This is a genomic window from Streptomyces sp. RLB3-17, from assembly GCF_007113425.2.
Lineage (GTDB): Bacteria > Actinomycetota > Actinomycetes > Streptomycetales > Streptomycetaceae > Streptomyces > Streptomyces mirabilis_D.
This window is the reverse complement of sequence record NZ_CP041610.2, coordinates 11,492,814-11,512,094: the sequence shown is the minus strand read 5'-3', so window position 1 is coordinate 11,512,094 and position 19,281 is coordinate 11,492,814. Positions and strand designations below refer to the sequence as shown.

The window sequence follows — 19,281 nt, the reverse complement described above, 5'->3', positions numbered from 1 at the left end:
AGCACGGTCTGGGTCATCCCCACGGCCGGCGGACCGGCGACCGCCTGGCTGACCGACCCCGCCCTCGCCCCCACGCCGGAGGTGCCACTCGGCGCGAACGGGCTGCGCTTCCACAACGGAGCCGTCTGGGTCTCCAACCTCAGCAAGGGCACCCTGCTGCGCATCCCGGTCACGGCCAAGGGCACGCCCGGCCTGGCGAAGGTCGTGACCGACAAGCTCCCGGGCGCCGACGACTTCAGCTTCCTGAGCCGCCGCTCCGACGTGGTCTTCGCCACGGAGAACGGCCCGAACCAGATAGCCGTCGTCTCCCCGAAGGGAGCCGTCAAAACAGTACTGACCGCCGCGGACGGCCTCACCTCACCGACCGCCACCGCAGTGCGCGGCAACCGCCTCTACATCACCGACGCCGGCCTGAACAAGCCGCACGCGGCCAAGCTGCAGACCGGGCACATCGACCTCAGTGCCCTGCGGGCCGACAGGACGCGCTGATCCGTGAACCGCAGACCGTAGGAACCACCATGCCCAGACCACCCGATCCGAGCGTCGAAGCAGACGTCGTCGCGGCCTTCCGCGCCCAAGTACGCGCGATGACTGACGGCGACACCGACACCCTCGACGACCTGCTCGCCGAGGACTTCACCCTCACGCACATCACCGGGTACGTGCAGCCGAAGGCCGATTGGCTGGCCCAGATGCGTACCGGACAGTTCGACTACCACGGCGTCGAGGAGAAGAGCGTCACCGTCGACATAAACGGCGACGAGGCCCGCCTCGTCGGCCGCTTCATCACCGATGCAACCGTCTACGGAACCCGCGCGAACTGGCGTCTGCAACTGACCATGGGCTACGTCCTCCAGAACGACACCTGGACCGCACACGGTTCCGTCGCCACGACCTGGTGAGGCACCCCAAGCCGGGTCCGCCCGATCAACTTGCTGGTAATCGGCGTTGAGCCGTGAGAACTACGAAGAGGGGTTTTCGCAGGTCAACACACATTCCCCTTGTGAAACCCCAGGTCAGTGCCCTCCCGCTCCTCATCGCTGCACAGCGTGTTGCACCGACCGTGCAGAGTGCCGACTGTCGACAGCCTCTCGGACGGCCCGGTCGGAACGCATCCAGCACACATGAGGCCGGGAACCCCCGTGAACACGTGAGAACTACGGAGGGGTATTTCCCCAGGCCAGACACCACGCGGGCGGCGTTTCCGCAGGTCACAGCCCCACCCCGAGAAAACTCACCGGTCGGTGATCGCCGCCCCGGCCCTGGCCTGGATAACAGCAGCCATCGCAGAGCGGCGGACTCCACCGGGGATTGTCCCGAAGCTCGTCCATCCGGAGGGCCGAACCGCCCAACGCCCATCTCTGGTGAGGAGATTTGGCCAATTTGCGATCAGGGTGCGCGCTAACAAGTCAGGCCATGGCCCCCGCTGTCACTCGAACCAGCGATAGCACCACACCTGTTGCACTGATTATTCTTCGATTAACCGGCGCTGAGCTGCACAAGTGCGAGATTCGGTCCGCTGCAACAGCTCGAACCCCCAGAGAATCGACGTCCTCCTTGTCGGCCTGCACCATCGGGTATCCGCCCGGCGTGGGCTGCACCGGCAGCCGCTCCAGCAGACTCGCGTCGGACAGGATGACGCCACAGGGATAGAGCGGCCGGCCCGGCAGGCGGTCGCCCCGGCGACGGAATGACAAGGCGGACCGCCCTGACCTGCCACGGTGGAAGGGGCCGTTACCACCTCCCTCGTCGCCGTCCTCGAAGTAGCCCTCCATGGTGGCGGAGTTGTCGGCCCATCCGCCCTGCTTGGCGATCTCCTTGCGGTCGTTCCCGGCGCGCTTGGAACCGGACCAGCAAACTCGACCGGTTCAAGCCCTACCTCGAACAGCGCATGGCCGAGGGCTGCACGAACGTGTCCAGGCTCCACCGCGAGCTGGAAGAACGTGGAGCACACTGCAGCTACAGCACCCTGCGCGACTACATCCGGCCGCTACGACCCGGGCGTTCGGCCGCAGGGAACACGCCGCCGATCGCCCGGCCGCCCTCGCCCCGCACCGCCACCGGCTGGATAACGCGCCACCCCGACCACCTGCGCGAGGATGACCAGCAGCAGCTCAAGACCCTGCTGGCCCGCTCACCCGAACTCACAGCCGCCGCCGGCCACGTCCGCACCTTCGCGACCATCATGACCAACCGCGAAGGCGACCGGCTACCGCACTGGATCGCCGACGTCTGCGCGGACGACCAGTGCGGCCTGGCCGGCTTCGCCGCCGGACTGCTCCCCGACCTCGACGCCGTCGTCTACGGCATGAGTACCGACTGGTCGTCCGGACCGGTCGAGGGCCGCGTCAACGACCTGAAAGCGCTCAAGCGCAGCATGTTCGGCAGAGCGAAACCACCGCTACTGCGCAAACGACTCCTCCTGATCGCCGCCAGCCGCCGACCCCAGACCGTCACGGCCCGCTGATCGACTTCACGGAATCCATGCCCAACCCCAAACGACCAGCCGCCGCCGACAGACCGAAACCAGTCGCGGTGGCACCGGCCCCTGCGGGATGCTTGGGTCGTGCGCCTGAATATCGATGGGGTTACCCCGCTTCCCAGGATGCTTTTGCTCAGCGAGTTCCTGCTCCACGCCGACTTCCAGGTTGAGCTGGACGGACCGGTGTTCATCGCGGCGGGCGACCGGGTCTCCTACGAGGACGGCGGTGTCGTGGTGACTCGCTCGACCGGTAAGCAATACAAGCACCCGATCCGCGACAGCTACTAGGATCTGCCGCTGATGGCGACGGTCTCGATGCGCATCGCCATCTTGCAACCACCGGCGTGGTCGTGGGAGACACCGAGCGATTCGCTAGCTCGGGCCCTGGCAGTGCCGCGCATCAAGTTCAGCGATCTCATACGCGCTCACCTCCGCCAGCGCACCGACCTGGGGATCCGATCCGCCGAGATCATGAACACCGGCAGGCCGCTCCCGGACGAGATCATCAATGCGATCGTCCGGGAGCACCTGTGCCAGGCGGCCCCCACAGCTTTCCTCCTCGACCGGCACCCGCTCAACGCTGCCCAGGCGCTTGCTCTGGACGAGTTGCTCCACGAACTCGACACGCCCCTGGACAGCGTGTTGCGCCTGCACCTTCCCGAGCAGGAGGTGGAGGGCCGCGTCCGCCACCAGTCCGCCCGTCGCCTCTGCCGTAACGACTCAGCCCACGTCTACGAGCCTGCGGTGGACACCCTCGACGTCGATAGCGCGTGCAACGTCTGCGGCGGTGAGCTCTATCAGCGTGAGGACGACAAAGAGAAGAGGATCCGCAGTCGGTTCAACAGTTACGAAGCGATGGTGGAACCCATCATCCGGCACTACGCAAGGCAAGGGCTCCTCGTCACGGTCGACGCTGTCGGCACTCCCGACGAGATAGCCAGTCTCGCGCTCACCGCGCTGCGACAGCATCAGGTATCCACCTGATATGACAGGGCGTCACCCAGTGCACGGAAGCACGATCGACTTCACGAAATCCGTGCCTGAACCGCGTTCGGCCGTCGTCGAGAGAGAGCACAGCTCCCGCCGCGACCGATGTTCCCGGCAGCAGAACGGCTGCAACCGGCCCCGTGAGGCGGCTACCGTAGGGGCGGATGAGCAGACCGGAAGGGCGGCAGCGCGGGGATGACGTCGACGGGGGACTTCGAGACCTTGGTGCAGCGGTACCGGCCGGAACTGCTGGCGCACTGCTACCGGATGCTCGGCTCGGTCCACGACGCCGAGGAACTCGTGCAGGAGACGTGTCTGCGGGCTTGGCGCGCGCGGGACCGTTACGACCCATCGCGTGCTTCCCTGCGGACCTGGCTGTACCGGATCGCCACGAATGCGTGTCTGACCGCGCTCGACGGGCTCGGCCGCCGCCCCCTGCCCTCGGGTCTGGTCACCGAGAGCGAACCGCTGCGCCCGCTCGTCCACGGCGGGGAGGCAACCTGGTTGCAGCCACTCCCGGATAGCCTGCTCGGCCTGGGCGCCCCGGCCACCGCGGCGATCGACAGGGGCAGCCTGCGGCTGGCCTTCGTCGCAGCACTGCAATTGCTGTCACCGAGAGAGCGCGCCGTCCTGATCCTGCGCGACGTGCTCGACTACCCGGCGGCGGAGGCAGCGGACATCCTGGAGACCTCGGCCGCGGCCGTGAACAGCTCGCTGCAGCGGGCTCGCGCCCGGATCCGGGCCGCGGGAGTGCTGCAGGAGCAGGTCGCAGAGCCTTCCGACGCAGAGCAACGGTCGTGGGTGGACCGGTACATGGCGGCCTTCGTCCGGGCGGACATCCAAGGGCTGCTGCAGGTGGTGACCGAGGACGTCCTCATGGAGATGCCGCCCATGGTCAACTGGTTCACCGGCCGGGAGAACTACGCGAGCTTCATGGGCTGGGTGTTCGCCAAGGCCGGCAAGGCCTGGCGGTTGCTGCCGGTGCGGGCCAACGGGCAGGCCGGCTTCGCCGCCTATCGGCGCGGGGACGCCGACATGTTCGAGCTGCACACCCTGCAGGTGTTCACGGTCACGGCTGGCGGCATCAGCCGTATCTCGGTCTTCCAGGACGCCGACGTGTTCGCCGCCTTCGGCTTGGCGCAGAAGGTCGACGGCTGATCCGCCCGCACCTGTCGGGCGGGTCCGCCCGACAGGTGCGGGCGGACCCGGGCAGGACTGACTTTCGATCAGCTAGCGGACTTGACCGGGCTGTTGTGGTAGGCGGCGATCAGCCAGGCATCGTCGCGCTTCTCCAACACCCAGGTCGCGTACACGATCCGGTCGGCGGGAACCTCGGACGCGCCGGGGAAGAGGATGCCGGCCTCGCTCACGACGATCGCGCCGTCGCGGCCCAGGAACCGGATCCCCAGCTGCCGGTTGGTCGTCGTGGTGCCCTTCAGGAAGGAGGCGAACCCCGCCGCCATGCCCTGCCGAACCTCCTCGCGGGAGGCGCGGTAGGAGCCCGGCATGATCGCGGTGGCCTCCTGTGTGTAGTCGGCGACGAAGGCGTCGGCGTCGCCGGCGTCCCATGCCTTGTAGAGGCTCTCAAGGACGGCAGTGATCGCGGCCGTGTCGTTCGCGCGGTTGTCGGACATCGTTCTCTCCAGTCATTGCACTTGGTCGGGACCGAAGGGGCCCGTGAGTACATACCGGCGTCCCTTTCGGAACTCATCGCGCGAACCTCAAGATCTTCTCTTCGGAGCGCAGTCCCCTCCGCACCGTCGGCCTGCCGCTGCTTGAAAGCCGACCGGAGGGCGTGGACGATGCGGACGGGCTGTGTTCCGGGCTGCTCCTCTCTACCGTGGTGGTGGAGGAGAGTGGCGGATGGGCTCGCTGTTTGAGGAGTTGGAAGCGCACGAGGTGGCTGCCCGGGTGCGGGTGGAGGAGTTGGAGGCCGAGGTCGCCGTGCTGGCCGGGAAGTTGGAGCTGGCCCGGGAGAGCCTGGAGCGGTTGCGGATCGCGCGGGAGACGGTCGCCGATGTGCTCGCGGAGATGACCCCGGAGAAGTCGGCGGCGGCCGTCGATGCTGGACAGCCGGCTGCGGGTGAGCGGCTCGCGTCGGCGTATGCGGGGGCCGAGCGGCAGGTCATCGGGGTGCTGACGGTGCCGAACTGGCAGCCCGGGATGGCTTCGGAGGTCCTGCCGCGGGCGTATCGGGACATCCTGGAGGTGGTGGCAGACACGCCAGGGCCGGTCCGCGCCAAGCAGATCGTGCCGAGGATCGGCCTGCCGTCCGAGACCGGGAAGATCGAGGGCACGCGGTCGAAGTTGAAGCAGCTGGTGGAGCAGGGCTGGCTGGACGAGGACATTCCGGGGATGCTCACCCCGGCCCGTCGCCGGATGGCTGCTTCGCCCAACTCCCGTTAATAGAAGGGCTCTTCCGGTCCTACATTCGAAGGTGCGACCCATGTCGAAGCAGGACGGGAAGAGCCCCGGAGATGAAACCGTACGACACTCATGCCACCACTGACCCCTTTGCGCGCTCGGTCAGCGCCTTCGAGACCCTGAGGTGCACCTTGTCGGGCCGCGAGGCGAGCGCGTGGACCCACGCCAAGCTGGAAGAACGCCTCGACGTGGCCGGGAGGGAGCTATTGCGACAGCTGCTGCAGGACCATCTGGACCTGCGCGCGAGTCTGGAGGAGGAAGAGGTCCGTGGCAGCGGCGGGCCGCCCGTGACCGGGCCGGAGGGGCAGGTGCGGCCCTGGCGGGAGACAGGACACTCGCGTTGGCTGGCCAGCGTGTTCGGACTGGTCCGGGTCACGCGGGTTGCCCACCGGGGCCGGGGCCTGGGCAATGTCCATCCCGCCGACGTCGCGCTGTCGCTGCCAGCTGGCCGGCATTCGATGGGCCTGCGTCGGCTCGCGGTCACCGAGGCTGTCCGCGGCTCGTTCGACCAGGCGCACGATGCGGTCGAGCGCCGCTGCAGGAAAGTGCTCGGCAAGCGCAGGCTGGAAGAGCTCGTGGTCGCCGCCGCGGTCGACGTCGACGACTTCTACCGGACCAGGATTCCGGTTCCGTGCAGCCGCGAGATGCCGTTGGTGGTCCAAGTGGACGGCAAGGGCGTGGTCATGCGGCCCGAGGCTCTGCGCGAGGCCACCCGCCGGGCCGCCACGACGGCCGCGACCGGTCATCGCGGCCGGCTCGCGCCGGGCGAGAAGCCGAACCGCAAGCGGATGGCGACCGTGGCCTGCGTCTTCGATACCCGCCCGGCTCCCCGGCGTCCGCACGATGTGATCCACCCGCCCGGCGGGCGCAGCGGCGAACGTCCCGCTCGCCCGGGGCCGAAGGCGGAGAACAAGTGGTGCACCGCCTCCCTGATCCGTCCGCCCGAGCAGGTCATCGCCGATGCCTTCGACCAGGCCGAGGCGCGCGACCCGAGGCATCTGCGGCCGTGGGTCGTCCTGGTCGACGGTGCCCGTCACCAGCTCGACCTGATCACCGCCGAGACCGATCGACGCGGCGTCACGGTGCACGTGCTGCTGGACTTCGTGCACGTCGCCGAGTACGTCTGGGCCGCGGCCCACGCTTTCCACAAACCGGGCACCACCGAGGCCGAAGCCTGGGCAGCCGACCATCTGACCGCGATCCTCGCAGGCCACGCCGCCCGCACCGCCCACGCCATGACCGCACAAGCCACCCGGGAGCGACTGTCAACCGCCCGGCGCTACGCCGTCGATGCCTGCCACCTCGACCAGCTCCGCTACGACACGGCACTTGCGAGCGGGTGGCCGATAGCCACCGGCGCGGTCGAGGGCGCCTGCCGCCACTTGATCGCCGACCCCCTCGACAACACCGGCGCCCGCTGGGGCCTGCCCGGAGCCGAAGCCGTCCTGCAACTGCGTGCCATCGTCTCCAACGGAGACCTCGACCCCTACTGGCGCTTCCATACCGCCCGCGAGCACAAGCGCCTCTACCCCAACCAGCAGAACTACGCCCTCACCGCTTGATCGCGACCGTCACTCGAAACGAACCGCACCCTTCACCGTTTCAGGGAGCGGGCAGGACGGGACACCGTCCGTTCAGCGGCGCGGCGTCGGCGGCTGCAGACCGAACGCCGCGGTGTTCAGCCAGCGCCGCATGGCCTGTGCGATCGGCCGCTCGACGAACCGGTGCACGAGGTACGCCAGGACGATCAACGCGCTCAACGTGACCCCGACCAGGGCCCAGGGGGCGACCCGGTCGCCGTAGTAGTGCGCGATGGTCATGCCGATGGTGTCGTGCAGCAGATACAGCGGGAAGGTCATAGTGCCGGCGACGGTCAGGCCGCGCCAGCGGATCCAGCGGGTCCAGCCGAGTGCGATGACGGCGATCAGCAGGAAGAACACCGTGGTCACCACGATCAGCCAGCCGCGCCAAGGAGCCCAGGTGGCCCAGTTGTTGCGGCCGCCGCCGGGTGCCAGCAGGAAGTGCAGCGCCAGCAGCCACGACATGGCGACGATGCCCCACAGCAGCGGTGTCGGCCGGTACCGGTGCATGAGGTAGAAGGCCATGCCCGCGATGAAGTACGGGGCGGACGTCGGGTTGACCATCAGTGAGAGCAACGGGATCTGGGCGCCCGGCGCCAGCACCGCGGCGACCGTCCACAACCCGCAGAAAATCACGACCCGTTGGTAGCTGAGGCCCTTCCACACCACGACCGCGAAGGTGAGGTAGAAACAGAGCTCCGGCCAGAGCGTCCAGTAGACCGAGTCCAGGTTGTCCACGCCGAGCGGGGTCTGCAACATCGTGAAGTTCGCGAAGAGCAGCCGCGGGTTGGGGTGCCCGAACGGACTGTTGGTCAGGTAGATGACGCACGCCGACACCACGATCGCGATCCAGTACATCGGGTACAGACGGGTGACGCGCGAGATGAAGAAGTCGCGCGGGGTGCGCCCCCACGCGCTCATGCAGATGACGAACCCGCTGATCAGGAAGAACAGGTCGACGCCGAGCCGGCCGTAGGCGAAGTACCCATGCGCCTCGGGGAACGTGCTCCGATACGGGCGGCCCCAGATCGTGATCATCGACCAGGGGGTCTGGCCGACGAAGTGGAACAGCACCACCGCCAGCGCCGCCAGGAACCGCAGGCCGTCCAGCGCGGCGAGCCGGTCCCTGCGGACGGCCGGCCTGGCCACGATCACCCGCCCCGCAGGCGCCGCCCGCGGAAGCGGCACATTGGGTGCGACCGCCCCCTCGTTCTCACGCCTCGTGGCCACGTCGACCCGTCCCCTGTGCTCCGCCTGGGTCATGCATCCCCGTTCCAGTGTTGTTCTTTGCTGTCAGGGCCCTATGAACCCCGATGGCATGACCAACGGGCAGACGAAATGGTTGTCGAGCACACGATCTCCTGTTGGGACGCGTGACGGCCCGTCCGGTCGACCTCATCAAGACCGAAGCAGAACAGCGCGCGCGGACATCCACATCATCGTCGACCTGATCCACGTGCTCGAATATCTGTGGCGAGCGGCCTGGTGCCTGCACGACACCGGCGACGCCTCCGCCGAAGCATGGGTCGCCCGCCACGCCCGCACCCTCCTGGCCGGTGGCGTCCAGCAGACCGCCGCCGCGCTCAAAGCGGCCGCCCGAGCCGCAAGACTGCGCGGCACCAAGCGCAAGGGCATCGACGACGCCGTGAACTACCTGACCAGCAAGGCCGAACACCTGCGCTACGACACCGCTCTGGGACGCAGCTAGCCGATCGCCACCGGCATCACCGAGAGAGCATGCCGCCACCTGGCCAAAGACCGCCTGGACATCACCGGCGCCCGTTGGGCCTTGCGCGAGTACGGGTTGAACCTGCGGTTCTCGGTCGGATACGCGGTCACCGAGCCAGTCCGTCGTGCAATCCGCTCACTGCCCGGAGCTCTCTGGCATCCCGCCTTGGACCAGAACGGGACTATGCGAGACGGCGCCGAGGTCGCCGAACTGACCGGCATGGTCGACCTCGCCGGTTACCCGGTCGGCACCCGCATCACCGTGCGGCGCGAACGACCGCACCCCGACGCCCAACTGTCCCTGTTCGACCACGACGAGGGCCTGCGGCACCAGGTATTCCTTACCGATACCCCGTACTCCGGCGGCGGCTCCGCACAGTTCCTTGAGGTCCGCCACCGCGGACACGCCACCGTCGAGGACCACATCCGGTGCGGCAAGAACACTGGCTTCGGCCGCTTCCCCTCCCGCCATTTCGACGTCAACGCCACCTGGCTTGAACTCAGCCTCACGGCGATCGATCTCCTCGCCTGGGCCCGCGTCCTCCTGCTGGATGGCGAACTCGCCGCCGCCGAACCCAAGAAACTTCGCTACCGGCTGCTACACGTTGCCGCCCGCCTCACCCGCGGTGGACGCCGCCTCCGCCTGCGGATCTCGGCGACCTGGCCCTGGAGACACGAACTGGCCACGGCCTTCCACCGCCTCGCCGCACTGCCCCGACCGGTTGACTGACCGAGGCCCCCCGCCCACCCACGATCCGAAGGACCCGGAGAACCCGACCATTGCGCCGGGCCTCCACGATGCCCAAACAATAGAATCGCCTCGACCACCCAACAGTTGATGATCAACGCAGCCGCCTCAGCCCAACCGAAACGGCGAGGTTAGGCGTATAGCTCTCGCCGCAACAGGCGCCGTCGGCGAAGACTCCAGATCAAGCACACGATCCCGGGTGTCAGTAGTTGAGGTACAAGAAATCCCGGTGAGATTGATCTTGCTGGGGTTCCGCTACTCCGCAGGGGGTTCGGGCTTGCTGGGCCCGGGGCAGCGTTCCCTTCTTCGGACTCCGCCGGGTCGGACCAGAGGCCGAAGGGACCGTGTTATCCGTCCGGCTGCGCCGAGGACGTTGGAGCCCTTCCAGCGGTGCGGCAGCATGGGGATCAGTGGGAGTATCCGTTCCGGGCCTGCGCGAGCAACTGGGCCACCACGTCGTCGGTTGCTGCGCGCACCGAACTCGGCCCGGTCGGCGAACGGCACCCCGAGCAACTCGCAGATCACCAGTGAAGACACCAGTAACGCGAACGCGGAAACCAGATCGACGGGCGGACCGGCGGCCTATGTCACCGACGCGCGTCGCCCGGCGTAAGCAGACTGCTGACTTCGGCTCGTTAACTCCCTCTCCCCTCCGGCGATCTCGCTCACTCGGTCGACTCCTGGCCGATGAGCAGGTCGAGCAGGCTGGCGGGGGCGTTGTCGCCGAAGATGAGCTGGTGATTCGTGTCGGATTCGGCGGCGAACTGGGCACTGCGGGGGAAAAGGGCCTGCTCGTACTCCGCAAGGGCGGCTTCGATGTCGTCGGGATGTGCGGCGATGGCTTTGCCGAGTTCGGCGCCGTCGAACATGGCGAGGTTGGCGCCCTCCCCGGCGAACGGTGACATGAGGTGGGCGGCGTCGCCCAGCAGCGTCACTCCGGGGACGCGGTCCCAGCGGTGGCCGATCGGCAGGGCATTGATCGGGCGCGGGGCGAGGGCGGTTTCCCCGTCGGTGATGAGTGCGGTGAGTTCAGGCGCCCATCCGGTGAATTCTGCCGCGACCTGGGCCGCCGCCGTTTCGGGGCTGGCGAGGGTGGCGGTGATCCAGTCCTGCGGCTTGTTGAGCGCGACGTAGGTGTGAAGAACGGCGTCGGCCTCTCGGTGGCCAAGGATCCCCTTGCCGGCTGTGACGGCGAACAGGGAACCGTCGCCGGCGGCCTTGGCCGCTGCGGGGTGGCGTTGGTCGGCGTCGTACAGGTAGGTCTCGATGAACGACGTGCCGACGTACTCGGGCTTCGCGTCGGAGAGCAGCGGCCGGATCCTCGACCAGGCGCCGTCCGCGCCGACGAGGAGGCGGGCCGTCACGGTTGGCCCGTCGGCGAAGGTCAGCTCATGCCTGCCGTCTCCGAGGGGGCGGACACTGGTGACCTTGTGTCCCCATTGGATCATCTCGTCGGGCAGCGAGTTGATCAGAAGCTGACGCAGGTCTCCGCGGAGCACCTCAGGGCGACCGCCCGTGCCGTCGTCGGGCTGGTCGAGCAGTACCGCGCCGTGCTGGTCGAGCACGCGCAGGGCCTCGCCGCCTTCGTGGATGATCGCGCGGAACTCGTCGGTGAGGCCGGCCGCTTCGAGGGCGAGCTGCCCGTTGTACTCGTGGATGTCGAGCTGACCGCCCTGCGTGCGGGCGTCCGCCGATATCTCGGCTTCGTAGATGGTCGCGGAGATGCCGTGCAGGTGCAGGACCCGTGCGAGGGTCAGGCCGCCGAGCCCGGCGCCGACGATCGTGACGGGAGTGGTCATGGTGGTTTCCCTTTCGCTTGGACACCGCTCTACTGCGATACAGTGTTCGCAGTACTGGCGCCACGATAGCATTACTGCGAACAGTGAGCGCAGTAATGAGGAGGAACACCAATGGACGACGCTCACACGGTGATCTGGAACCGGCCGGAGCGGGCCGCGAAAGGCCCCGCGCCGTCACGCACGCGGGCGGAGATCACCAGCGCTGCTATCGCGATCGCCGACGCCGAGGGCATCGAGGCGCTGTCCATGCGGCGCGTCGCCAAGGAGCTGGGAACGGGCACAGCCTCGCTCTACCGCTATCTGGCATCCAAAGACGACCTGCTCGACCTCATGCTCGACGCCGTAGCGGCCGAAGACGGCGGCCCGCCTGCCCCCACCGGCGACTGGCGCAGCGATCTGCGAGGCCTGGCCCATCGTTCCCGGGCCGCCTTCCACCGGCATCCCTGGATGACCTCCCTCGCAGCAGGGCGCCCATCGCTCGGCCCGAACTCCCTCGATGCCATCGAACACGCACTCGCCGCCCTCGATCCCCTCGGCTTCGACATCGACGTCATGATCACCGTCGTCGACACGCTGCAGGCCTTCGTCCGGGGCTACGCCATCGGCGAGCTCGCCCAACAGGAAGCCGTCCGACGCTCCGGAATCGGCATCCAGCAATGGATGGACGCCCATGCGCCCTACCTCGACAAAGTCGTCAAGAGCGGGCGCCATCCACTCCTCGGCCAGGTCATTCGTGATGCCGAGCTTCCCCACGCGGCCGACAGCGCCGAGCGCGGGTTCGAACTGGGACTCGAACGACTCCTCGACGGCTGGGAGGCCAACCTCCCGGTCCGGCCCTGACGATCCGGCACCGTCAACTGAGGGTTCGTCGGGGGAACTCCACACCCCGACGCCGGCCTCCGCGCGCCGAACCCCCGACGCAACGCGATTCCCCGAAACGACCCGCCAGGGCTTGCACGGATCGGCGGACGCCGATGGTGAGCCGCAGGCGTCGGTCTGGCCGCTTCACGGCCAGTACCCGCACGGACAAGCCGCCGCTGACGTTCAAGCAGATCGCTGTGGTGGTCGCGTGGACCGTGGACGTATGGGTGAAGCGGCCGGATGGCGCCGGCTACGACGCTCCGCTCATGGCCAGTGCGGTTCGCGCCAGCCCGCGCAGCCAGGCGTGGGCGTGGTCGGTGTCGTAGCGCTGATGCCACGACAGGTATATGGGTGCCGACGGCAGTTCGAGCGGGAGGGGGAGCACGACCAGGCCGAGGTCGGCGACTGCTGACCGCGTGGTGGCTTCGGGGACGCTGATCAGGAGATCGGAGCCGCGCGCGAACTCCAGCGCGGCCGCTTCCGTGGGCGCGGTCGCCACCACGCGGCGGGTGAGGCCGAGCCGCGCGAGGGCGTCGTCGAGGGTATTGCTGAGGTTTCCACGTCGCGAGACGGTGACGTGCTCAGCGGCGGCGTACCGCTTTGCGGTGACGGTCCTGACGCGGGTGAGGGGGTGCCCCTGCCTCACGACGATGACGAGGCGGGTCTCGCCCACGTTCTCGGCACGGATGTCCGGTGCGCTCGGGCGGTTGGCGTTCGCCTCCAGGTCGACCTCGCCGCGCCGCAACTCGGGGGTGTCGATGCTCGATTCCGCGACGAAGCGCAATCGCACGCCCGGCGCCTGTCCGCGCACGGCCGCGAGCAGTGCGGGGCCGCTCAAGGCGACCAGGGAATCGTGCCAGCGGAGTGTGAAAGTGCGCTCCAACGTTGCCAGATCGAGTTCTCGGCTCGGTGCCAGCACCCCCTGGACCTGGTGCAGCAGCTCATGCACCTGTTCCCGGACGGCGATCGCATACGGCGTCGGGGTCATCGTGCGGCCGGTGCGCACCAGGATCTGATCCCCGGTCGTGCGCCGAATCCGGCCCAGACTCCGGCTCATCGCGGGGGCGGTGACATGCAGGCGCGCCGCCGCCCCCGCCACACTGCCCTCCTCCAGCAGCGCGTCGAGCGCGGCGAGCAGGTTCAAATCCAATTGCATGCGAGTAATCCTAGCCGTGCCTGACATGCATTTGAAGTTAATTGCGAGGCTGCATACCGTTGAGGCGAAAGCGCAAGAAGTAACGCGCAGTTCGGCCCTCGACCGGCCTCAGCACCCCTCCTCAGACGGGAATACCACCATGTCCGAAACGCTTCAGACCACTGATGTCGCGGCCTCCGACGCCGACCTGCTCGCCCAGACCGCGATCGCCGTGCGTGAGGCGGGTTACGCGCTGCGCGAGCGCTTCGGCGAGGTGGTCCGCTACCAGACCCGCGAAGAGCTGATGCGCGCGCTCGCCGCCAACGACGACACGGCCCTCGATATCCTGCGCCCCCGCCTCACGCGCCTGCGCCCGGACGCTGGCTGGGTGGAGGACGAACTGGACGGCGGGGCGCTGCCGCCCGGCGAATGGTGGGTCGTGGATCCGGCCGAAGGCAACGTCAACCACCTGCACGCCCTGCCGGAGTGGGCGGTGACCGCCACCCTCGTGCGTGAGAACCAGCCGGTGCTCAGCGCGGTCCACCTGCCGTTGACCGGCGAGACCTACACCGCGCTCACCGGCGCGGGCGCCCACCTCGACGGCCGGCCACTGCGCGTCTCCCGGACCGCGGACCTCGGCCTGAGCATCGTGGCCACCAGCCAGGCCCGACCGGACGAGGACGAAAAGGTCGTGCGGCGCGTCGGCTCCTCGATCACCGCGATGCTCTTCGACGCGCTCGTCGTCCGCGCCGCCGTGCCCGCGACCCTGCACCTGCTGAACGTGGCCGCCGGCCGGATCGACGCCTTCTGGCAGTTCGCCGGCGCCCGCGCGGACCTGCTTCCCGGAGCGCTGCTCGTCACCGAGGCCAGCGGACGGATCTCCGACGCCGAGGGCCGCCCCTGGACCCCACAGAGCCAGAGCTTCCTGGCTGCCGCGCCCGGCGTCCACGCCGCGGCCGTATCCACGCTCTCGCGCTGACCGCGCACCACAACCCGCACGCACGGAAGGACCAGATCATCATGACCACGATCGCAGTTCTCGGAAACGGCCGCGTCGGCGGCAACCTGGCCGCAGCCCTCGCCCGGGCAGGACACGAAGTGACCGTGGCGGACCGCACGCCGGGCGCCGCCGCCGAGGCCGCCCGGACTGCCCGGATCATCATCAACGCCACCCCGGGTGCCGGCTCGCTGGACCGGCTCGCCGCTCTGCGCGAAGAACTCCGGGACAAGATCCTCGTCGACGTCTCCAACGCCACCACCGACGGACCGGACGGACTGCCCGCCGATCTGATCTACCCCGGCTCGAGCCTCGCCGAACAGCTCCAGGAAGCGCTCCCCGAAACGCGCGTCGTCAAGACACTCAACACCATGCTCTTCCCGGTGATGACCTCGCCGGCCACGCTCCCCCAGCCGCCGACCGCGTTCCTCTCCGGCGAGGACCCGCAGGCCAAGCAGACCGTCCGCGAACTGCTCACCGACCTCGGCTGGCAAAAGGAATGGATCACCGACCTCGGCGGGATCCAGACCGCCCGCGCCACAGAGGCCGCGATCCTGTTCGTACCGCACGTCATCCGGTCCACCGGATTCACACCCTTCGCGATCTCCATCGCCCGCTGACTGTCGAGCTGCGCCGGCTGGAGGTAGCCGGAGCCGGCGCGTGTCATGGATGGGTTCCCGGTGGGACACGATCGTGGCATGTACTGTCCGACTTGGTGGCGGAGTTGACATTGAAGCGCTCCGGGCCTGATGGAGGCTCGATTCCTTGAGGGGATCGAGTCATGGCACGTCCGTCCCCCTACCCTCCTGAGCTTCGTGAGCGTGCGGTGCGCATGGTTGCGGAGATCCGCCCGAACTACTCAACCGAGTGAGCCGCGATGAAGGCGGTCGCAGCCCAGCTGGGGATCGGCACGGCCGAGACCGTGCGGACCTGGGTCCGCACGGCCGAGGTGAATGCCGGTCAGCGGCCCGGACGCACGTCCGAAGAAGCCACAGCCGACGCCCGAATATCCCACAGACTCACAAACCGCCCGCTGAGTGAGCTACTTGGCCACGGCGCGCTTCAGTTGGCCACTCTGGCGCTCAGCTTGCTGCCACTGGCTGCGCTCCGTCTGGAACAGCTCATGAGGTCCAGATCGGGTCATCTGGAGCGGGCCGCCCGGAGAAACGCTGAAGTGAGCCTCCGGCGGGCGAGAGTCGGCGGCGCGCGGTGACGATGAAGCTGTTTTGTGCCAACTCCACGCGTGAACGCAGAATGAACCAGTTCTCCTCGGGGGTCAGGCCGCGTTTGACCTTGGTGTGAAGACGCCATATCTGCTCGTCAAGGACGTGAGCGGCTTCCGCGATGTCCTTGTCAGCGACAAGGTTCACCATGTTCAGCGCCTCATTCCATGGCCGCCAGTCAATGGTGGTCCGGTGGACGACGCCTTGAGGGAGGGAGCTGGGGCGAGCCAGCTCTGCCTCGCTGAGGCTCACAAGCAACCCTGATGATTCGCGAAGTACGCATGCGCACGCTGACGCCAACTGCTCCCGGCCCCAATGTCTGTCCTGCGTCCTCCTGCTGACCGCACTTCCCGCAAAGACTCCGATCAGCGTAGTCGCGACGGCCCCGGCGGGGGCGGCAAGCAAGGTCCACAGCGCAGACATGGAACCTAGTTTGAAGCCATCCGGACCTGTTGGTGGCTCGATTCACGGGAGATTCGCCGCTGTGGCAGTCCTTGTCCGGACGGCGCGAGGATAATGATCACGCAGTGCTGATGGCCCAGTTCGGGTGTGTGGCCAACTGCAACGCCGGAATGGCCAGATAGCGCGCTCAGTCACAGCTGACCAGCCGTCGTGGTCGGGGCTGGACGCGGCACGGCCGGACCGTGGTCGGGGCCATGGTCCGGGTTCTAGTGGTCGGGGCGACCATGCCGCGAAATCCGGGTTATCCACAGGCCGATACGTGATCTGCGGTTCCTCCGTACGCTGCTGCCCGAGTCGATCACACGGGGGGTGTGCGCAATGCGGTACGGCGTGGTGGTGGAGGAGCTCGCGGTGGAGGTCATGGCGCAGCTGCCGGACGACCGAGCTCGGCAGGGAGTGATGGCGCTCGTGGAGGTCGCGCGGATAAATCCGCGGACCTGGCCCGATGTGCGCGACCCGGGATCCGTGGAGGAGATCCGGGAAGCGTTCGGGCGGCGTGTTGGATCCAATAGATGCCGCACGCTGGAGCAATGGAGGTCCGTGACATCGAGTGGGCGGGCTGACACCTGGTCCTCTGCTGACGCAAGAGGCCCAGGCCAATGAAACACCAGTGATCTCCCGCAACTGGGCGGCGGTCAGGGAGGGTTGGGCAACGGCGTCAGCGGCTTCCGTGTCGTTGTCAGCCTGTCAGGACGACGGGCTGCTTCAGGGGCCATCCTGCGGCGACGGTCGCGACCGGGTCGGCGAGGCCGATGGGATGGACCGTCTGCTGGGTGTTGCGCAGTTCGGCCAGGGTCCACCAGAGGTACGCGCGGATGTTGTCGGGCTGCGCCGCACGGGCCGGGTCGACGTCGGCTGCGGAGACACGGGCGAGGAAGTACAACTCCACCTGCCGGACTTCGCGCCCGCCGACCATATGGTCCTTCGTGCGCTCCGCGAGCTGGGGCCCGAGCTCGATCGCCTTCTCGTCGATGCCGAGCTCTTCACCCAGCTCACGGAGGGTTGCCGTGGCGTGGTCTTCCCCCCGCTGCAGGGAGCCGCCGGGCGTCGCCCAGAAACCCTGGTTCTCGTCGTAACACAGCAGCAGGACGCGGTCGTCGGCGTCCATGACGATGGCACGGGCGGCTTCCCTCAGCGGCGGCGTGGAGGTCGTCACGCCTTCCAGCGTGGCACTCTCCAGAGGGGGCAGGACCCTTCGACCAGGTATGGGCCGATGCAGCCGCGTCCAGGTCGCAGGCCTGGAAGGTGGCGAGGGCGTGGGCCGGGGCTTCGACGATGGGTTCGCGGTCGTTGAAGGACGTGTTCAGGACGACGGGTACTCCGGTGAGCTGGTGGAAGTGTTCGATCAGGGCTCCGTACGCGGGGGGGGCGGTGGCCTGGTCGACGGTCTGCACACGGGCGGTGTCGTCGACGTGCACGGCTCCGGCGCTCTTGTCGGCGTGGTCGGATCGTACGGGCGGGGCACGGCGCGGGTGCGCCACCCGTACCGGGCTACTTCCCGGGGCGTCCGAGCTGGCGGACCTTCCAGCCCGCCAGACGCCAGGGCTCGGGGTCGAGGGCGGTGCGGCAGTCGACCAGCAAGGGGCTGGCGGGCCGCTCGACGAGGGCGTGGGGGTCGGCCTGCTGGTACTCGGGCCACTCGGTGGCCAGGACCACGACGTCGGCGCCGTCGATGGAGGCGGACAGGTCGTCGGTGTAGTCGAGTTCGGGGTTGCGGTTCACCGCGGTCGCGATGGCCTGCGGATCGTGGACGATCACGGTGGCGCCGGCCTCCTGGAGGGCGCGGGCCAGGGCGAGGGCCGGGGATTCACGGACGTCGTTGGTACCCGGCTTGAACGCGGCACCCCACACGGTCACCTTGGCCCCCTTGAGGGGACGGTCGCCCAGGGTGCGGGTGATCAGGTCCAGGGCGCCGGCGGTGCGGGATTCGTTGATCTTCTCGGCGGAGCGCAGGAGGTCGGCGGCTTCGTCGGCGCCGAGCTGCCGGGCGCTCGCGGTGAAGGCGCGGATGTCCTTGGGGAGGCAGCCGCCGCCGTAGCCGATGCCGGGCCGCATGCCGCCGCTGCCGATGCGGGGGTCGATGCCGAGGATGTCCACGATCTGGTCTACGTCGCCGCCCGCGGCCTCGCACATGTCGGCGAGGGCGTTGGCGTAGGAGATCTTCAGGCCGAGGAAGGTGTTCGCGGCGCCCTTTGCGAGTTCGGCGGTCTGCGGGTCGGTGACGAAGAGGGGCACGCCCGCGTCCAGGATCGGGGCGTAGACGGCGCGGATCGCCTTCTCGCCCTCGGTGGTGGTGACACCGGCGATGAGACGGTCCGGGCGGAGGGTGTCCTGCACGGCGTGACCCTCGCGGAGGAACTCCGGGTTCCACACGACGTCGACCCGGTTGCCGGCGGGGGCCAGGCGCTGGGCGAGGACGGTGACCTGGGCGGTGGTGCCGACGGTGACCGTGGACTTTCCGACAACCGTGCAGGGGCGGTCGAGGTGGGGGGCGAGTTGACGGATGGCGCCGTAGACCTGCCCGGTGTCGTAGGAGCGGCCGTCGGCGTCGATGGGGGTTCCGACGCCGATGAAGTGGAGGTCGGCGAACTCGGCGGCCTCGGAGATGCTGGTGGTGAAGCGCAGGCGCCCGCTCGTGGTGTGGCGGGCGAGGAGTTCGGGGAGACCGGTCTCGTAGATGGGGCATTCACCGGCGTTGAGCCGGTCGACCTTGGCCTGGTCGACGTCCACGCCGACGACCTCGTGGCCGAGTTCGGCCATGGCCGCCGCGTGCGGGATGCCGAGGTGACCACAGCCGATGACTGAAATACGCATCCGTGACTCTCACTCCTGGGAGGGGCCCGCGTGTGGGGCCG

The 19,281-nt window shown here is 68.4% G+C and carries 19 protein-coding genes and 3 pseudogenes; 14 read left to right on the top strand and 8 right to left on the bottom strand.

Features of this window, described 5'->3' with window-relative positions:
• The first annotated feature begins 81 nt into the window (after nt 1–81).
• The 6 genes from FNV62_RS52015 to FNV62_RS51990 all read left to right on the top strand — a co-directional run bounded on the left by FNV62_RS52015 (nt 82) and on the right by FNV62_RS51990 (nt 4,627).
• A complete protein-coding gene (locus tag FNV62_RS52015; protein WP_181360979.1) occupies nt 82–489 on the top strand; it encodes a hypothetical protein in 408 nt (135 codons plus the stop codon).
• Nucleotides 490–518: 29 nt separating this feature from the next.
• On the top strand, nt 519–902 hold the full coding sequence (locus FNV62_RS52010) for a nuclear transport factor 2 family protein (RefSeq protein ID WP_143604839.1): 384 nt from the start codon (nt 519–521) through the stop codon (nt 900–902).
• A gap of 1,010 nt (nt 903–1,912) precedes the next feature.
• The gene (locus tag FNV62_RS52005) at nt 1,913–2,467 is read left to right on the top strand and encodes a transposase (RefSeq protein WP_164331909.1); all 555 of its coding nucleotides are present in this window, start codon (nt 1,913–1,915) and stop codon (nt 2,465–2,467) included.
• 138 nt (nt 2,468–2,605) lie between these two features.
• Nucleotides 2,606–2,770, top strand: coding sequence for a hypothetical protein (locus FNV62_RS52000; protein WP_164331908.1), 165 nt, complete (start codon nt 2,606–2,608; stop codon nt 2,768–2,770).
• A 12-nt stretch (nt 2,771–2,782) separates the two neighbouring features.
• Complete coding sequence (locus FNV62_RS51995) at nt 2,783–3,466, top strand: adenylate kinase family protein (protein ID WP_143604836.1); 684 nt, start codon at nt 2,783–2,785, stop codon at nt 3,464–3,466.
• A 198-nt stretch (nt 3,467–3,664) separates the two neighbouring features.
• Nucleotides 3,665–4,627, top strand: coding sequence for an RNA polymerase subunit sigma-70 (locus FNV62_RS51990; protein WP_143630362.1), 963 nt, complete (start codon nt 3,665–3,667; stop codon nt 4,625–4,627).
• Nucleotides 4,628–4,695: 68 nt separating this feature from the next.
• Here FNV62_RS51990 and FNV62_RS51985 read toward each other — a convergent pair whose 3' ends face one another.
• Nucleotides 4,696–5,103, bottom strand: coding sequence for an SgcJ/EcaC family oxidoreductase (locus FNV62_RS51985; protein WP_144316276.1), 408 nt, complete (start codon nt 5,101–5,103; stop codon nt 4,696–4,698).
• A gap of 229 nt (nt 5,104–5,332) precedes the next feature.
• On the opposite strand from FNV62_RS51985, the gene FNV62_RS51980 reads away from it, so the two are divergent.
• Together FNV62_RS51980 and FNV62_RS51975 are read left to right on the top strand one after the other, a co-directional pair.
• The gene (locus FNV62_RS51980; RefSeq protein ID WP_143630360.1) at nt 5,333–5,875 is read left to right on the top strand and encodes a hypothetical protein; all 543 of its coding nucleotides are present in this window, start codon (nt 5,333–5,335) and stop codon (nt 5,873–5,875) included.
• A 71-nt stretch (nt 5,876–5,946) separates the two neighbouring features.
• Complete coding sequence (locus tag FNV62_RS51975; RefSeq protein ID WP_143630358.1) at nt 5,947–7,455, top strand: ISKra4 family transposase; 1,509 nt, start codon at nt 5,947–5,949, stop codon at nt 7,453–7,455.
• Between the two features lie 72 nt (nt 7,456–7,527).
• On the opposite strand, the gene FNV62_RS51970 is transcribed toward FNV62_RS51975, so the two are convergent.
• On the bottom strand, nt 7,528–8,703 hold the full coding sequence (locus tag FNV62_RS51970; RefSeq protein ID WP_225900725.1) for an acyltransferase family protein: 1,176 nt from the start codon (nt 8,701–8,703) through the stop codon (nt 7,528–7,530).
• A gap of 226 nt (nt 8,704–8,929) precedes the next feature.
• On the opposite strand from FNV62_RS51970, the gene FNV62_RS51965 reads away from it, so the two are divergent.
• Entirely contained in the window at nt 8,930–9,181 is a 252-nt protein-coding gene (locus FNV62_RS51965) for a hypothetical protein (RefSeq protein ID WP_143630354.1), read from the top strand.
• Nucleotides 9,176–9,931, top strand: a pseudogene (locus tag FNV62_RS51960) (transposase); the annotation flags it as partial. The gene FNV62_RS51965 and the pseudogene FNV62_RS51960, both read left to right, overlap by 6 nt.
• Nucleotides 9,932–10,614: 683 nt before the next feature.
• On the opposite strand, the gene FNV62_RS51955 reads toward FNV62_RS51960, so the two are convergent.
• A complete protein-coding gene (locus tag FNV62_RS51955; protein WP_143630352.1) occupies nt 10,615–11,748 on the bottom strand; it encodes an FAD-dependent oxidoreductase in 1,134 nt (377 codons plus the stop codon).
• 111 nt (nt 11,749–11,859) lie between these two features.
• On the opposite strand from FNV62_RS51955, the gene FNV62_RS51950 reads away from it, so the two are divergent.
• Nucleotides 11,860–12,588: a TetR/AcrR family transcriptional regulator gene (locus FNV62_RS51950; protein WP_143630350.1), complete on the top strand. Its 729-nt coding sequence runs from the start codon at nt 11,860–11,862 to the stop codon at nt 12,586–12,588.
• Between the two features lie 271 nt (nt 12,589–12,859).
• On the opposite strand, the gene FNV62_RS51945 is transcribed toward FNV62_RS51950, so the two are convergent.
• Nucleotides 12,860–13,765, bottom strand: coding sequence for a LysR family transcriptional regulator (locus FNV62_RS51945; protein ID WP_143630348.1), 906 nt, complete (start codon nt 13,763–13,765; stop codon nt 12,860–12,862).
• Between the two features lie 139 nt (nt 13,766–13,904).
• Here FNV62_RS51945 and FNV62_RS51940 point away from each other — a divergent pair, with 139 nt between their 5' ends.
• The 3 genes and pseudogenes from FNV62_RS51940 to FNV62_RS51930 form a co-directional block, all read left to right on the top strand.
• Nucleotides 13,905–14,723 (top strand): 3'(2'),5'-bisphosphate nucleotidase CysQ, encoded by an 819-nt coding sequence (locus FNV62_RS51940; RefSeq protein ID WP_144316275.1) that lies wholly within the window; start codon nt 13,905–13,907, stop codon nt 14,721–14,723.
• A 41-nt stretch (nt 14,724–14,764) separates the two neighbouring features.
• Nucleotides 14,765–15,361 carry an NADPH-dependent F420 reductase gene (locus FNV62_RS51935; protein ID WP_143630345.1) on the top strand — a complete coding sequence of 199 codons (597 nt, stop codon included), beginning with the start codon at nt 14,765–14,767 and terminating at the stop codon, nt 15,359–15,361.
• Between the two features lie 161 nt (nt 15,362–15,522).
• Nucleotides 15,523–15,750 (top strand): annotated as a pseudogene (locus FNV62_RS51930) (IS3 family transposase); the annotation flags it as partial.
• Nucleotides 15,751–15,862: 112 nt separating this feature from the next.
• Here FNV62_RS51930 and FNV62_RS51925 read toward each other — a convergent pair.
• From FNV62_RS51925 to FNV62_RS51910, 4 genes and pseudogenes are all read right to left on the bottom strand, one after another.
• Nucleotides 15,863–16,114: a hypothetical protein gene (locus tag FNV62_RS51925; protein ID WP_164331420.1), complete on the bottom strand. Its 252-nt coding sequence runs from the start codon at nt 16,112–16,114 to the stop codon at nt 15,863–15,865.
• Nucleotides 16,115–17,105: 991 nt separating this feature from the next.
• The gene (locus FNV62_RS51920; protein ID WP_225900724.1) at nt 17,106–17,582 is read right to left on the bottom strand and encodes an NUDIX hydrolase; all 477 of its coding nucleotides are present in this window, start codon (nt 17,580–17,582) and stop codon (nt 17,106–17,108) included.
• Between the two features lie 70 nt (nt 17,583–17,652).
• Nucleotides 17,653–17,907, bottom strand: a pseudogene (locus tag FNV62_RS58290) (carbamoyltransferase C-terminal domain-containing protein); the annotation flags it as partial.
• Nucleotides 17,908–17,917: 10 nt separating this feature from the next.
• Entirely contained in the window at nt 17,918–19,240 is a 1,323-nt protein-coding gene (locus FNV62_RS51910; RefSeq protein ID WP_143630341.1) for a UDP-glucose dehydrogenase family protein, read from the bottom strand.
• Nucleotides 19,241–19,281 lie beyond the last annotated feature (41 nt).